The organism is Patiriisocius hiemis, from assembly GCF_031846325.1.
GTDB lineage: Bacteria > Bacteroidota > Bacteroidia > Flavobacteriales > Flavobacteriaceae > Patiriisocius_A > Patiriisocius_A hiemis.
On record NZ_JAVRHZ010000004.1, the window covers coordinates 81742 to 94672 of the forward strand.

The 12931-nt window shown below is 34.1% G+C and carries 16 protein-coding genes; 10 read left to right on the plus strand and 6 right to left on the minus strand.

Features of this window, described 5'->3' with window-relative positions:
• Positions 1–147: 147 nt before the first annotated feature.
• From RM538_RS08250 to RM538_RS08285, 8 genes are all read left to right on the plus strand, one after another.
• Positions 148–699, plus strand: a complete 552-nt coding sequence (locus RM538_RS08250; protein ID WP_311332946.1) for a TlpA disulfide reductase family protein — start codon at positions 148–150, stop codon at positions 697–699.
• Between the two features lie 5 nt (positions 700–704).
• Entirely contained in the window at positions 705–1394 is a 690-nt protein-coding gene (locus RM538_RS08255; RefSeq protein ID WP_311332947.1) for a thioredoxin family protein, read from the plus strand.
• Between the two features lie 95 nt (positions 1395–1489).
• Positions 1490–1804, plus strand: a complete 315-nt coding sequence (locus tag RM538_RS08260; protein ID WP_311332948.1) for a rhodanese-like domain-containing protein — start codon at positions 1490–1492, stop codon at positions 1802–1804.
• A 1-nt stretch (position 1805) separates the two neighbouring features.
• Positions 1806–2201: a rhodanese-like domain-containing protein gene (locus RM538_RS08265; RefSeq protein ID WP_311332949.1), complete on the plus strand. Its 396-nt coding sequence runs from the start codon at positions 1806–1808 to the stop codon at positions 2199–2201.
• Between the two features lie 133 nt (positions 2202–2334).
• On the plus strand, positions 2335–2715 hold the full coding sequence (locus tag RM538_RS08270) for a hypothetical protein (RefSeq protein WP_311332950.1): 381 nt from the start codon (positions 2335–2337) through the stop codon (positions 2713–2715).
• Between the two features lie 347 nt (positions 2716–3062).
• Positions 3063–3605, plus strand: a complete 543-nt coding sequence (locus tag RM538_RS08275; RefSeq protein ID WP_311332951.1) for an RNA polymerase sigma factor — start codon at positions 3063–3065, stop codon at positions 3603–3605.
• Complete coding sequence (locus RM538_RS08280) at positions 3589–4182, plus strand: hypothetical protein (protein ID WP_311332952.1); 594 nt, start codon at positions 3589–3591, stop codon at positions 4180–4182. Before RM538_RS08275 ends, RM538_RS08280 begins: the two co-directional genes overlap by 17 nt.
• Positions 4154–5584 carry a hypothetical protein gene (locus RM538_RS08285; RefSeq protein ID WP_311332953.1) on the plus strand — a complete coding sequence of 477 codons (1431 nt, stop codon included), beginning with the start codon at positions 4154–4156 and terminating at the stop codon, positions 5582–5584. The genes RM538_RS08280 and RM538_RS08285 overlap by 29 nt, the downstream gene beginning before the upstream one ends.
• A 63-nt stretch (positions 5585–5647) precedes the next feature.
• Here RM538_RS08285 and RM538_RS08290 read toward each other — a convergent pair whose 3' ends face one another.
• On the minus strand, positions 5648–5995 hold the full coding sequence (locus RM538_RS08290) for a DUF6249 domain-containing protein (RefSeq protein ID WP_311332954.1): 348 nt from the start codon (positions 5993–5995) through the stop codon (positions 5648–5650).
• 142 nt (positions 5996–6137) lie between these two features.
• Here RM538_RS08290 and RM538_RS08295 point away from each other — a divergent pair, with 142 nt between their 5' ends.
• The gene (locus tag RM538_RS08295) at positions 6138–6719 is read left to right on the plus strand and encodes an RNA polymerase sigma factor (RefSeq protein WP_311332955.1); all 582 of its coding nucleotides are present in this window, start codon (positions 6138–6140) and stop codon (positions 6717–6719) included.
• A complete protein-coding gene (locus RM538_RS08300) occupies positions 6703–7095 on the plus strand; it encodes a hypothetical protein (RefSeq protein WP_311332956.1) in 393 nt (130 codons plus the stop codon). Before RM538_RS08295 ends, RM538_RS08300 begins: the two co-directional genes overlap by 17 nt.
• Here the strand turns inward: RM538_RS08300 and RM538_RS08305 are convergent, their stop codons facing one another.
• The 5 genes from RM538_RS08305 to RM538_RS08325 form a co-directional block, all read right to left on the minus strand.
• Complete coding sequence (locus RM538_RS08305; RefSeq protein ID WP_311332957.1) at positions 7096–7572, minus strand: DUF4199 domain-containing protein; 477 nt, start codon at positions 7570–7572, stop codon at positions 7096–7098.
• Between the two features lie 83 nt (positions 7573–7655).
• Positions 7656–11012 (minus strand): preprotein translocase subunit SecA, encoded by a 3357-nt coding sequence (gene secA / locus RM538_RS08310; RefSeq protein ID WP_311332958.1) that lies wholly within the window; start codon positions 11010–11012, stop codon positions 7656–7658.
• Positions 11013–11155: 143 nt separating this feature from the next.
• Positions 11156–11377 (minus strand): DUF2795 domain-containing protein, encoded by a 222-nt coding sequence (locus RM538_RS08315; protein ID WP_008272287.1) that lies wholly within the window; start codon positions 11375–11377, stop codon positions 11156–11158.
• A gap of 143 nt (positions 11378–11520) precedes the next feature.
• On the minus strand, positions 11521–12093 hold the full coding sequence (locus RM538_RS08320) for a cob(I)yrinic acid a,c-diamide adenosyltransferase (protein WP_311332959.1): 573 nt from the start codon (positions 12091–12093) through the stop codon (positions 11521–11523).
• 110 nt (positions 12094–12203) lie between these two features.
• Positions 12204–12890 (minus strand): ABC transporter ATP-binding protein, encoded by a 687-nt coding sequence (locus RM538_RS08325; protein WP_311332960.1) that lies wholly within the window; start codon positions 12888–12890, stop codon positions 12204–12206.
• Positions 12891–12931 lie beyond the last annotated feature (41 nt).

Genomic DNA, 12931 nt, shown 5'->3' on the forward strand with positions numbered 1-12931 from the left:
TTTGTATATACAAATGTAATGCAAATTATCATTGATTTTATTTATTTAACAAAATTTTAGATGATAAGGTTGTATGTGTAGAAAATTAACACCTAAACAAAAGTTAAAAAGAATGTAAGTTCTAGTTGCTTTCTTACTTTTATAGTTATGAACAAGTTGTATACCTTACTAATTATTAGTCTGTTGCTGTTTTCTTGTAATGAAACCGAGAAGAAAGCAAATGATATTTCAGAAACTACAGAAAAAGAGATTGCTATTACTGAGACCAAAGATGAAGTCTCTAGCGCATTACCAATAGTAGATTATGAAGGCCTAAAACCCTATTTAGAAAAAAATGACGAAACTACCTATGTTGTGAACTTTTGGGCAACTTGGTGTAAGCCTTGTATCAAAGAGTTACCTTATTTTGAAAAGATAGGAGCAGAGTATGCAGATAAAAATGTAAAAATACTTTTAGTAAGTCTAGACAATCCAAAAATTATTGAAAAACAAGTAGTTCCTTTTATTAAGAAAAGAAACTTACAATCTGAAGTTATTGTTTTTGATGACCCTGATGCTAATGGATGGATTCCTAAAATTGCTGAAGAATGGAGTGGAGCAATCCCTGCTACTATAATATATAACAAAAATGACCGGAAATTTTATGAAAAGTCATTTTCTTACGAAGAATTAGAAACTGAAGTACAATCAATATTATAACAAAAATGAAAAGAGATTTAATTTTAAAAGTGGCAACCTTATGTATTACTGCTGTAATGGTGTATGGTTGTAATGAAACAAAAGACAAGAAAACTGTTGTTGAAGAAGATACAAAAGAACTTGCAATAAATGAAAAACCTGCCAAAGAAGAAACTGTAAAGGGTTACACAATTGGCGATTCTGCTACAGATTTTTCTTTAAAAAATGTTGATGGAAAGATGGTATCATTAAAAGACTATAAGGATGCCAAAGGATTTATCGTGATTTTCACCTGTAACACTTGCCCATATGCTGTAGCAAGTGAGGAACGTATTGTTGCTTTAGATAAAAAATATAAGTCAAAAGGATATCCAGTAATTGCAATTAACCCTAACAATCCAGAGGTGCAGCCAGATGACACGTTTGAGTTAATGCAACAAAAAGCAGAGAAAGCTGGGTTTACTTTTCCATATTTATATGACGAAAGTCAATCTGTATATGCAAAATATGGAGCGACTAAAACACCGCACGTCTACTTATTAAAAAAAGAAAAGGGTGCTAACATTGTAAAATATATAGGAGCAATAGACGATAACGTTCGTAATGCAGATGCTGTTACAGATACCTTTTTGGCAAATGCCGTAGACGAATTATTAGCCGGTAAAGTAGTTTCTGTTAAAGAAACTCGTGCTATAGGATGCTCTGTGAAGCAATAAAGCACAGCTCATATATTAAAAAAACCGAAGATGTTCTTGTAACGTTTTCGGTTTTTTTGTGTCTATAGTTTAGTTTTAATTATTATTTTTGAACTATGGATTTAACACAAGATGCGTGGCGCTCACAGCTACTAGAAGACACTAATGCAGTAATTGTAGACGTAAGAACTGAAATTGAGAGAGAAGAAGGCTACATACCAAATGCAATGCATCTAGACATTTATGATAGTGCTGCTTTTGTGAATGCTGCAAAGGAACTTGATGACTCAAAAAATTACTACATATATTGTAGATCTGGAGGAAGAAGTGCACAAGCTTGTATGATATTTAATTCTGTTGGGATTGAAAACACTTATAACCTTCTTGGAGGATTTAGTGAGTGGAATGGTGATATTGAAAAACCTTTTTAAAATGAAGAAACTACTCTTTTTTACTATAGCACTATCTTTATTGCTAGTCTCTTGTAACTCTTCTTCTGAAAATATAAAAGTTTTACCTCCTACAGACTTCAATAAAGCAGTTACTTTAGAAGACAACTCTATACTACAATTAATAGATGTAAGAACAGCAGAAGAATTTGAAGTTGGACACCTTAAAGATTCTCAAAACATTTGTGTTACTGAAGAGGATTTTGAAGAAAAAGTAAAAAACCTTAATAAAGACGAGCCTGTATATGTCTATTGTAAAAAAGGAGGACGTAGTGCTCGTGCTGCAAAAATACTACGTGATCTAGGTTTTACTAAAGTATATGACCTAGAAGGTGGCATCACTTCTTGGACAGATGATGGACTTGAAGTTGTAGAGTAATTTTCACATTAATTCGCTTCTTAATTTTTTTAACACCTTGATTATTATTGCGTTAAATAATAGCCAATTAGGATTTTCTAAGTAATTTTTAATTAATTCTCACGATATATTTAGGGTATAAACCTTAAATGTTATGAAAACCGAAGTCCAAATTGTTCAAGACAGAATGAGGCAACTTGTTAAAGAAAGTTGTAATAAAATCGAAGAAATTTCTGAACACCATAATAGTTTTCATAAAGCATTACTGAAATTTTATTTTGGTTGTGTTGATGTGATAATAGATTATGATTCTTCTCAAATAATATTGTGGAGTTCAAAACCAAAATCTCTTGAGTCGTTTCGACTCTATGATATAAACGAAGCTGTTTCAACCAAAATATCTTATACAAATCTAGAAGAAACATTAAAGGGGTGTCTCGAGAATGGAGAAGTTCAAGTTCGTTTCTACAAATCTTTATTGTTTCATTATAATAATGTTAATCAACCTATAGCCAACCCTCCTATTAGCGCTTAATTTTTAAAAACTTATACAAGATGGTACGATTAATTATTTATACATTCAAGATATTGCTCTTTGCATCTGCATTAGGAGCTTTAGGAATTCATTTCTTGTTATCTCCTTTGCCAGAAAATAGCTTACTCATAGTTGTAGGTATTTTATGTTTATTAGGGATTTCAAGTTTCTTTAAGTTAACTTCAGTTAGATTCGAGAGATCATAATAATTTTAAAATTTTTACAAAGGCTGTTATTTACAGCCTTTTTTTATGCTTTAATTTTAATTTTCATAAAAAATATAACATTTTGCAACATGACACGAATAACTTCGTCTATTAATCGAACAGCAACTAAAACCATCTAATTTGTCCAATACATTACTTGTAGAGCAATGCAGACAAAACAACCCTAGAGCGCAAATGGCTTTATATAAGCAATATTGTGATGGGATGTTTATTGTAGCAAACAGGTATTTAAAAGACAATACAGCTGCTGAAGATGCAATGCAAGAAGCGTTTATTAAAGCGTTTAAAAAAATTAACCAATTCAAAGGAGACGTCACGTTTGGAGCTTGGTTAAAAAGGATTGTAATTAACCATTGCCTTGATGTTATTAAGGCAAGAAAGTTAGAAATACAACCCTTAAATGAAGATGTAATGACAATCGCAGATGATGATAACTGGGAGGTGGCAGATGAGACTTCAGTAAAAGAAGTGTATAAAGCTATCGAAAAACTACCTCAAAATTATAAGGTAGTTGTTAAGTTATTTTTGTTAGAAGGCTATGACCATCAAGAAATTGCTCAAATTTTGGACATTTCAGAAAGTGCCTCGCGAACGAACTTACATCGCGGTAAAATACAACTAAAAAAAACCTTAAAACATTTGCAGTATGGGACAGGATCTTAGAAAAATGATGCGAGAACGTGTTGAAGAAACACCAAGATTATCTCAAGGACACGAAGCAAAATTTGCTTCAAAACTGGAATCAAACTTTGGCAGTGAACCTTCTAAGAAGGAGCGCTTACCTTGGCTTAAAATTGCTTCTGTAGCTCTTGTGTTTATAACAGTTAGCATTTTTGGGTATTACAGCCTTACAGATAACAACCAAGTAATTATAGCAGATAGCACAGATGATGGGAATGTTACATTGGTAAATAAGCAAATGACATTAGGAGATATATCACCGGACCTTAAAAAAGTAGAGGACTTTTATACCGCAGGGATTAATGTTCAATTAGCTTCGTTAGAAATCACAGATGATACCAAAGACCTAATAGATGGGTATATGGAACAATTGGCAGAGCTAAATAGTGAATATGAAACCCTAAACGAAGAACTTAACACAATGGGGCCAACTGAGTCAACCATCACCGCTTTAATAGATAATTTACAATTGCGTTTACAGCTGCTGTTCAAGCTTAAAAACAAATTAAAAGAACTAAAAAATCAAAACAATGAAAAATTTAATAGCATACAAACGTAGTATCCTTAGTGTTTTTATAGCACTAGCTGCTATAGTTACCAATGCTCAAAAAAAATATGTAGAAAGTTTTGAAGTTAATGATGACGCGACAATTGTTGTAAATACTTCTTACACAAACATAGTTTTTGAAACTTGGAACAAAAATAAAGTTGAGGTAGAAGCCTTTATTGAAGGAGAAGACCTTACTGAAGAAGAAAAACAAGAAGTTTTTGATAATTGGAATTTTCAAGTACTTGGAAATAGCAATACTGTTATGATAACTTCTAGACCACAAATGGCTTGGGGGAATAATATTTCATTCTCTAATGTGGATGCCCTAAAAGAATTAAAATTTTTGGGTCCAATGTTAAAGGATATGCCAGTAATGACAAAATTTGAGATGCCAGAACTTCCTATGGAAGCATTACAAAACATGGGTGATCTTAAGTTTGATTATGAAGAGTTTAATAAAAACGAAGAAGAATACATGAAGAAATGGGAAAAGCAAATTGAAAAGAAGTTTGGTAAAGACTTTGAAATGAAGATGGAAAAATGGGGAGAAGAATTTGCCAAAGAATGGAAAGCTAAAAATGGAGAAAAGATAACTGCAGAGTGGGAGGCGAAGATGGAAGCATGGGGAGAGAAATTTGGTAAAGAAATGGAAGCTTGGGGAGCCGATTTTGAGAAAGACATGCAAAAACTTGTAGAAGAGTATGAAAAGGAAAATGGCAAAGGAAGCTATACCAAAGAGGTCATTACTACACCTAATGGAAATAAAACCATAATCTTTAAGGCAAATAAAAATGGTAAGATTAAGGATATTAAAGCTACCAAAACGTTAATTATACGTATGCCTAAAGATTCTAAAACAGAAATCGATGTAAGGCATGGTGAGATTAAAATGGCAGACGCACGTAATGTGAGGGCTACTTTAAATCACACGCCTTTTATTGCTAATAGTATTGATGGGGGTAAAACCCTCATCAATGCTTCTTATGCACCTGTAATTATAAATGAGTGGAAGTATGGAACGTTATACGTAAAGTTTGTAGATAATTGTAGTATTGGTACTATTGAGGCTATTACACTTAGGTCTAACTCTAGTGATGTATTAATAGGTACAATAATTAAAGATGCGAACCTTACTGGCTCTTTGGGTAATTTTAAAATTAACGGAATTGCTAAAAATTTTGGCACAATAAACATAGTGCTCAAAAATAATGATGCCATTATTAACATACCAGACAGCTCATTCTCATTTCTTTTTGACGGGAAAAAATCTACCCTTAAATACCCTAAATCTCTAGAGTTAACTAACACCAAAAAAGGAGATAGAGTACTAGTAAAAGGGTTTAATAACTCTTCAAATTCTAGTAATAACTTAAAGTTCGAAGCGCTTTATAGTAATATAACTGTAGAGTAAATTAAAAACCACGTTAAAAAGTAGAACTTCCCAAAGTGGTTTTACAACTAAATAAACTTTTGTTTAAGCGTCTTGATTTAATTTCTTAGTAAGATAGAATCCAGTAAATAAACCTACACCAGACATAATAAAGATAGTCCCTGGAAATGCAACTTCTTCATCCATTCCTGCTTGTACAAGCCCCGCAGCAATAAAAATTCCAACCCCTATACCTATTGCCAATAATGCTAGGTTAACCACAATTACTTTCCACATTGGTGTTGCTTTTCGGTTTTTTCCGTAGAAAATAGAAGCATCTGCTCCTTTTTCAATTAATGCCAAACGTTCTTTGTTTCTAGCCGAAATGTAGAGGTAGTATATTCCAAATAAAACACCGAATATAATAGGTATTACAATAACTTCAGATCCCATAATTTTTTGATTTAATGATTATTTATTTTTGAATTTGTTTGCTCTTAGGACGATACGTTTCTTAATCTGGTTACAATAATTTCAAAAAAATTATCTCAGATAATTTGTAACCAATAAAGTAAACGAGTCGTCTAACCCTAAAATGAACGTAACTGACCAACAACTCATTACTGAAACATTAGAGGGTAATACTAAATCCTTTGGTGTGCTTGTGGGACGTTATCAAGACTTTGTATTTACCATTATTGTGCGTATGGTCAAGGTAAAGGAAGAAGCTGAAGAAGTTGCACAAGATACTTTTATAAAGGCTTTTGAGTCCTTAGCTAGTTTTAGAGGTGAATCTCAGTTTTCTAGTTGGTTGTATAGTATTGCATACAGAAAGGCATTAGATAGAATAAAGAAAAATAAAAGACAGCGAACAACCGAGTTTTTAGATGAAACAACAGAGACGTCATTTGCGGCTATAGAAAATGGATTACATTATTTAGAAGCAAAAGAAAAATCTCAAAAAATTAATGATTGTATCATGAAGTTGAATGAAGAAGAGGCAGCTATCATTACTTTTTATTATTTTGAAGAACAATCTGTACGTGAGATTAGTGCAATTACTAATTTAACCGAAGACAATGTTAAAGTTAAATTGTATAGAAGTAGAAAAAAATTATTCTCTTTATTACAAGACTATTTTAAACCAGAATTAAAACAGAATGGAACAGACAGGTAAAAATGAAGACTTACTAACAAAACAGTTGCTTAAAGATGCTGGGTTGCAAAAGCCTTCTAGTAATTTTGGTTATACTGTAATGCAAGCCATTTCTAAAAAGAAAGTAACTGCTGCTCCATATAAGCCATTAATTTCAAAAAGGGTTTTATGGTTGTCTTTTATAGCTTTAATAGTTAGCTGCATTATAATTTTCTTTCTTTCTGAACCTTCATCCACATCTATTTTTGATGAGTTAACACTTGATGGTTATAAACTTCCAGAATATGACTTACCCGTGTTTTCGGTTTCAAATATAATGCTGTATGCAATAGGGTTTATGTCTTTATTTTTATTACAAGTACCTTTTTTAAGACATCACTTTATTAAAAAGTACTAGTTATTTTCTTCTTAGAAACAAAGCAACAATTGCTGAGGTAACAACACCCATACCCAACGCTCCAAAAGCAGATAACCAAAGATAATTTGTTATATTAAAATAATCATTTGCTTTGGTACGTGTCATTAAATCGTTAGTTACTGAGTATTCTATAACGTTATTAAAGTACTCTGGAGTAATATAGTTGTGTGTTATATATTGTGCTAAGGGAGACAAGAGAGCTACAAAAACACTCAAAATAACCCCAGAAACAAACCCTTGCAGCCAAGTCATTTTGTTTCCTAAAACTCTACGCCTTTTTTCACGCATTTCTAGTACATACATCAAGATTGCAAAGGGAGCAAAGAGCATGGTAAGCCAATTATGATTAGCAATATTTTCGTCGTGCCATCCAAGACTTCTTTCTAATAGCATCCAGGCAAGTGATAGAAATGTAAAAATAAAGGCCCACTTTAATTCTATTTTAATGTGTTTCATTGGTTTTGTTTTGTAAACTCTAAGATATAAAAAAGCAGGTTATAACAAATAACCTGCTTTAATCTCTTAATATGTCTATCTATCTAATCTACTAGGACCCATTCACCTTTTTCAATTAGCGGGATGGCTTGCTTATACTTAACTTCTTTGGCTTCACCACTCATCACGTGTTTAATAGTGACTCTATCGTTACGTCCAATTTTTGGTTTTTCTCTAACTATTGTTTCAGTTACTTGTTGGCGCTGTGATTGAGTTTCCCCGGCTGCTCTAGACTCTGCAGCACGCTCATCTAGGTTTTGTATTTCCTCTTTTTGCTCGTTTAACTTTTGCTTAGGTCTAGCTGTTTGTGCTTCTCTAATTTGCTGCTGATTTTCTTGTGGCAACTCTCCTTTAAATAAGAAAGAAATAACATCTTTATTTACTTTCTCAATCATTTTCTTGAACAATTCAAAAGCTTCAAACTTATAAATAAGTAAAGGATCTTTTTGTTCGTGTACTGCTAATTGTACCGACTGCTTCAACTCATCCATTTTACGTAAATGCGTTTTCCATGCATCATCAATAATAGCAAGCGAGATGTTTTTCTCAAAGTCGTTTACTAGTTGCTTTCCTTGTGTTTCATAAGCTTTCTCTAGATCTGTGGCTACATTTAAAGTTTTTACACCATCTGTAAACGGAACTAAAATACGCTTGTATTTATCTTTTTGAGTTTCGTACACATTACTAATTACAGGGAATGCCATTTCTGCATTACGCTCCATTTTTTCTTTATAATGTGCAAAAGCAGCTTTATAAACTATACCTGTAATTTCTTGTTGACTCTTCTTTTCAAACGCTGCTTCATCTACAGGAGCACTCATTGAAAAGTATCGTATTAACTCAAACTCAAAATTCTTGTAATCTTGTGCTAGTTTATTACTTTCAGTAATTACCTCTGCCGTGTCATAAATCATGTTGGCAATGTCTACGCGTAATCGTTCTCCAAAAAGGGCATGGTATCTTCTTTTATAAACTACTTCACGTTGTGCGTTCATTACATCATCATACTCCAGTAATCTTTTACGAACTCCAAAGTTATTCTCTTCTACTTTTTTCTGTGCCCGTTCAATAGATTTAGAAATCATAGAATGTTGAATCACTTCTCCTTCTTTTAATCCCATTCTATCCATTAATTTTGCCATACGCTCACTACCAAAGAGACGCATTAAATTATCTTCTAAAGAAACATAGAATTGCGAACTTCCTGGGTCTCCTTGACGACCACTACGTCCTCGTAACTGTCTATCTACACGTCTAGAATCATGACGCTCAGTACCCACAATTGCAAGACCGCCTGCATTTTTCACTTCGTCACTTAGTTTAATATCGGTACCACGACCTGCCATGTTTGTAGCGATAGTAACCATCCCACTATTACCAGCTTCACTTACAATATCTGCCTCTTTTTTATGAAGCTTTGCGTTTAATACATTATGCGGAATGTTACGAATACTCAACATTCTACTTAGTAATTCTGAAATTTCTACCGAAGTTGTACCAATTAATACAGGTCTCCCAGCATTTGAAAGTTCTGTTACTTCATCAATTACAGCATTGTATTTTTCTCGCTTGGTTTTATAAATTTTATCTTCTCTATCATCACGAGCAATAGGTCTGTTTGTTGGAATTTCAACAACATCTAGTTTATAGATTTCCCAAAGCTCACCAGCTTCGGTAACGGCAGTACCTGTCATCCCAGCTAGTTTGTTGTACATTCTAAAGTAGTTTTGAAGCGTAATAGTCGCAAAGGTTTGCGTCATAGCTTCAATTTTTACGTTTTCTTTTGCTTCGATAGCTTGGTGAAGTCCGTCACTATAGCGACGACCATCCATAATACGACCCGTTTGCTCATCTACAATCATTACTTTGTTATCCATAACAACGTATTGATCGTCTTTTTCAAAAAGAGCATACGCTTTAAGTAGCTGATTCATGGTATGAATACGCTCACTTTTAACTCCAAAATCTCTAAATAGAACTTCTTTTTCTGATGCTTCTTCCTCAGGAGTGAGCCCTTTTTTTTCAATTTTGGCAATTTCAGTTCCCATCTCTGGCATTACAAAGAAATCTGGGTCATCGCTTCCTGAAAGGTAGTCTACTCCTTTATCTGTAAGTTCAATTTGATTGTTTTTTTCGTCTATAACAAAATACAACTCTGCGTCTACCTTTGGCATTTCACGGTTGTTATCTTGCATGTAGAAGTTTTCGGTTTTCTGAAGAATTTGCTTGATTCCTTCTTCAGATAAAAACTTAATTAGGGCTTTGTTTTTGGGAAGTCCTCGATATACTCGATATAATTGAAACCCTCCTTCTTTAGTATCACCCTCGGCAATTAGTTTTTTAGCCTCGGCAAGTACTTTTGTCAACATTTTACGTTGAACCGAAACTAAATCACTAATCCTTGGTTTTAATTCATTAAACTCGTGTCTATCTCCTTCTGGAACAGGTCCTGAAATAATAAGCGGTGTACGTGCATCGTCAATTAATACACTATCTACCTCATCTACAATGGCGTAGTGGTGCGGACGTTGTACTAAGTCTTGTGGTGCATGAGCCATATTATCACGTAGATAGTCAAAACCAAATTCATTATTGGTTCCGTAGGTGATATCTGCATTGTAAGCTTTTCTTCTGGCTTCGCTATTAGGTCTATGATAGTCTATACAATCTACCGTCATCCCATGAAACTCAAAAATTGGAGCCATCCAAGCACTATCACGTTTTGCTAGGTAGTCGTTTACTGTTACAAGGTGAACCCCGTTCCCCGCAAGGGCATTAAGATATACAGGAAGCGTTGCCACTAAGGTTTTACCTTCTCCTGTTTGCATCTCTGCTACTTTCCCTTGGTGAAGTGCAACCCCTCCAATAAGTTGTACATCGTAGTGTACCATATCCCAGGTAACTTCTTTACCTGCGGCATCCCAAGAGTTTTTCCATATAGCTTTCTCGCCGTCTAAGTTTACATAGTCTTTTTCTCCAGAGAGTTCTCTGTCAAAAGTAGTAGCGGTTACGGTAAGGGTCTCATTGTTCTTAAAGCGTTTTGCAGTTTCTTTTATAACAGCAAATGCTTCTGGTAAGATTTCATCAAGAGTTTTCTTTTCAATCTCATAACGCTCTTCTTTGAGCGTATCTATCTGGTTATAGACTTCTTCTTTTTCGTCTATATCATCCATAGACTCCGTTTTCTTTTCTAAGGCGTCAATTTGATCTTGAATCTCTTTTTGGTCTTCTTTAATCTTGGCTCTAAATCCATCAGACTTTGCTCTTAGGGCGTCCAAGGAGAGTTGTTCCATTTCAGATTCAAACGTTTTTACTCTATCTACATACGGTTGTATATCACTAATGTCTTTCTTGGACTTATCACCCACAAACATTTTTAATACATTGTCTAAAATTCCCATGATATATTTTATTACGATGTTATACTAACATCGATTCTATTTTTTATTTTGAAGGGTAAAAATACCCATAAAAAAAGCCTCAACCAATGTGAGACTTTTCTTTTTTATGTTTTTAATACTATACTTGTAAAGTGTAGCATTTATTAATACTCATCTTCGTTCCACAGATAATCTTCATCTGTTGGATAATCTGGCCAAATTTCTTCGATAGAGTCATAAGAGTCTCCTTCATCTTCAATAGCTTGAAGGTTTTCTACCACTTCTAGTGGAGCTCCTGTCCTAATAGCGTAATCTATTAGTTCGTCTTTTGTCGCTGGCCAAGGTGCATCGCTTAAATAAGATGCTAATTCTAACGTCCAATACATGTTACGAATTCATTTTTAATTTGCTGCAAAAATAATTTTTTAGTTTAAAAAGTCAAGAAAAAACGCAATTATTTCTACATTATTTTAAAGATCGTTTTTAATTATCTGATTTTCAAATAATTAAATCTAAAAAAGAAATGGATTTACAGTTTTTCTGGAATCCACTTTACTTCTTTGGCTTGTAACTCTTTGGACAACTTCCGTGCCAGTACAAATAGGTAGTCAGATAGTCGGTTAAGATATTTTAAAACATGCTCATCTATGGGTTCTTGCTCGTGTAATTGTGTTGCTAATCGTTCGGCACGACGGCACACACAGCGTGCTATGTGACAATATGACACCGTAGTGTGACCACCAGGCAATACAAAATGCGTCATAGGAGGAAGGTCGTCATTCATACTGTCCATTTCTTTTTCGAGAAGTTCAATTTCTTCGGTATCTATTTTCTGGATGTTAAGACGTTCTTTTCCGCTTTTTAAAACAGCTTTTTCTGGGTCTGTTGCAAGAATGGCACCAACAGTAAATAATTTATTTTGAATATGGACTAGTATTTCCTGTGAACGTGAGTCTATTTCTTGATCCCTTATTAGACCAATGTATGAGTTAAGCTCGTCTACAGTACCATAACTTTCTATTCGGATATGATGTTTGGGAACACGCGTGCCTCCAAAAAGTGCTGTAGTCCCTTTATCACCAGTTTTAGTGTAAATTTTCATAATTATAAAGGTACATACTTAGGAGTAAGTTTGAAAGTTTTTTGGTTAAGGAATAAAGGGAAGACATGGTTATAATTTGCTTCCTCAAAATGACACCAAGAATCTAAAATCTACCTTGTACGTTCATCGCTCTCTACCATACCATCTCTAAGTCGGATTACACGGTGCGCGTGCATAGCGACTTCTTCTTCATGCGTGACTAAAATAACAGTATTACCAGCAGCGTGAATATCATCAAAAAGGGTCATTATTTCTAGCGAAGTTTTAGAGTCTAAGTTTCCTGTGGGCTCATCTGCAAGAATAATAGAAGGCTTGTTCACTAAAGCACGTCCTACAGCAACACGCTGGCGTTGCCCTCCAGAAAGCTGGTTAGGTTTGTGGTCCATACGGTCTGCTAGACCAACATCTGTAAGCACTTCTTCAGCTCTTTTGGTTCTATCATTTTTTGAAGCTCCTGCATAAATCATAGGCAGAGCCACATTTTCTAGAGCAGTAGTTCTAGGAAGTAAGTTAAACGTTTGGAATACAAAACCTATTTCTTTATTACGTATTTCGGCTAGTTCATCATCTGTCATATTGCTCACATCTGCTCCATTAAGCTCGTAACTACCTGCTGTTGGTGTGTCTAGGCACCCGAGTAAATTCATTAAAGTTGATTTTCCAGAACCTGAAGGCCCCATAAGAGCAACGTACTCGCCTCTTTCTATATCAAGGTCTATACCTTTAAGTACTTTTACAATTTCTTGTCCAAGTGGAAAATCTCTTTTAATTCCTCTAATTTTTATGACTAAACTCATATAGCTTTTTTATCCCTTTTTGAAGAGAGGGTTGGTTTTAA

Excerpts from the sequence above, each read along its gene's own strand:
- RM538_RS08250 (WP_311332946.1), top strand. The coding sequence starts at position 148 with ATGAACAAGTTGTATACCTTACTAATTATTAGTCTGTTGCTGTTTTCT.
- RM538_RS08255 (WP_311332947.1), top strand. The coding sequence starts at position 705 with ATGAAAAGAGATTTAATTTTAAAAGTGGCAACCTTATGTATTACTGCT.
- RM538_RS08260 (WP_311332948.1), top strand. The coding sequence starts at position 1,490 with ATGGATTTAACACAAGATGCGTGGCGCTCACAGCTACTAGAAGACACT.
- RM538_RS08265 (WP_311332949.1), top strand. The coding sequence starts at position 1,806 with ATGAAGAAACTACTCTTTTTTACTATAGCACTATCTTTATTGCTAGTC.
- RM538_RS08270 (WP_311332950.1), top strand. The coding sequence starts at position 2,335 with ATGAAAACCGAAGTCCAAATTGTTCAAGACAGAATGAGGCAACTTGTT.
- RM538_RS08280 (WP_311332952.1), top strand. The coding sequence starts at position 3,589 with ATGGGACAGGATCTTAGAAAAATGATGCGAGAACGTGTTGAAGAAACA.
- RM538_RS08285 (WP_311332953.1), top strand. The coding sequence starts at position 4,154 with ATGAAAAATTTAATAGCATACAAACGTAGTATCCTTAGTGTTTTTATA.
- RM538_RS08290 (WP_311332954.1), bottom strand. The coding sequence starts at position 5,995 with ATGGGATCTGAAGTTATTGTAATACCTATTATATTCGGTGTTTTATTT.
- RM538_RS08295 (WP_311332955.1), top strand. The coding sequence starts at position 6,138 with ATGAACGTAACTGACCAACAACTCATTACTGAAACATTAGAGGGTAAT.
- RM538_RS08300 (WP_311332956.1), top strand. The coding sequence starts at position 6,703 with ATGGAACAGACAGGTAAAAATGAAGACTTACTAACAAAACAGTTGCTT.
- RM538_RS08305 (WP_311332957.1), bottom strand. The coding sequence starts at position 7,572 with ATGAAACACATTAAAATAGAATTAAAGTGGGCCTTTATTTTTACATTT.
- secA (WP_311332958.1), bottom strand. The coding sequence starts at position 11,012 with ATGGGAATTTTAGACAATGTATTAAAAATGTTTGTGGGTGATAAGTCC.
- RM538_RS08315 (WP_008272287.1), bottom strand. The coding sequence starts at position 11,377 with ATGTATTGGACGTTAGAATTAGCATCTTATTTAAGCGATGCACCTTGG.
- RM538_RS08320 (WP_311332959.1), bottom strand. The coding sequence starts at position 12,093 with ATGAAAATTTACACTAAAACTGGTGATAAAGGGACTACAGCACTTTTT.
- RM538_RS08325 (WP_311332960.1), bottom strand. The coding sequence starts at position 12,890 with ATGAGTTTAGTCATAAAAATTAGAGGAATTAAAAGAGATTTTCCACTT.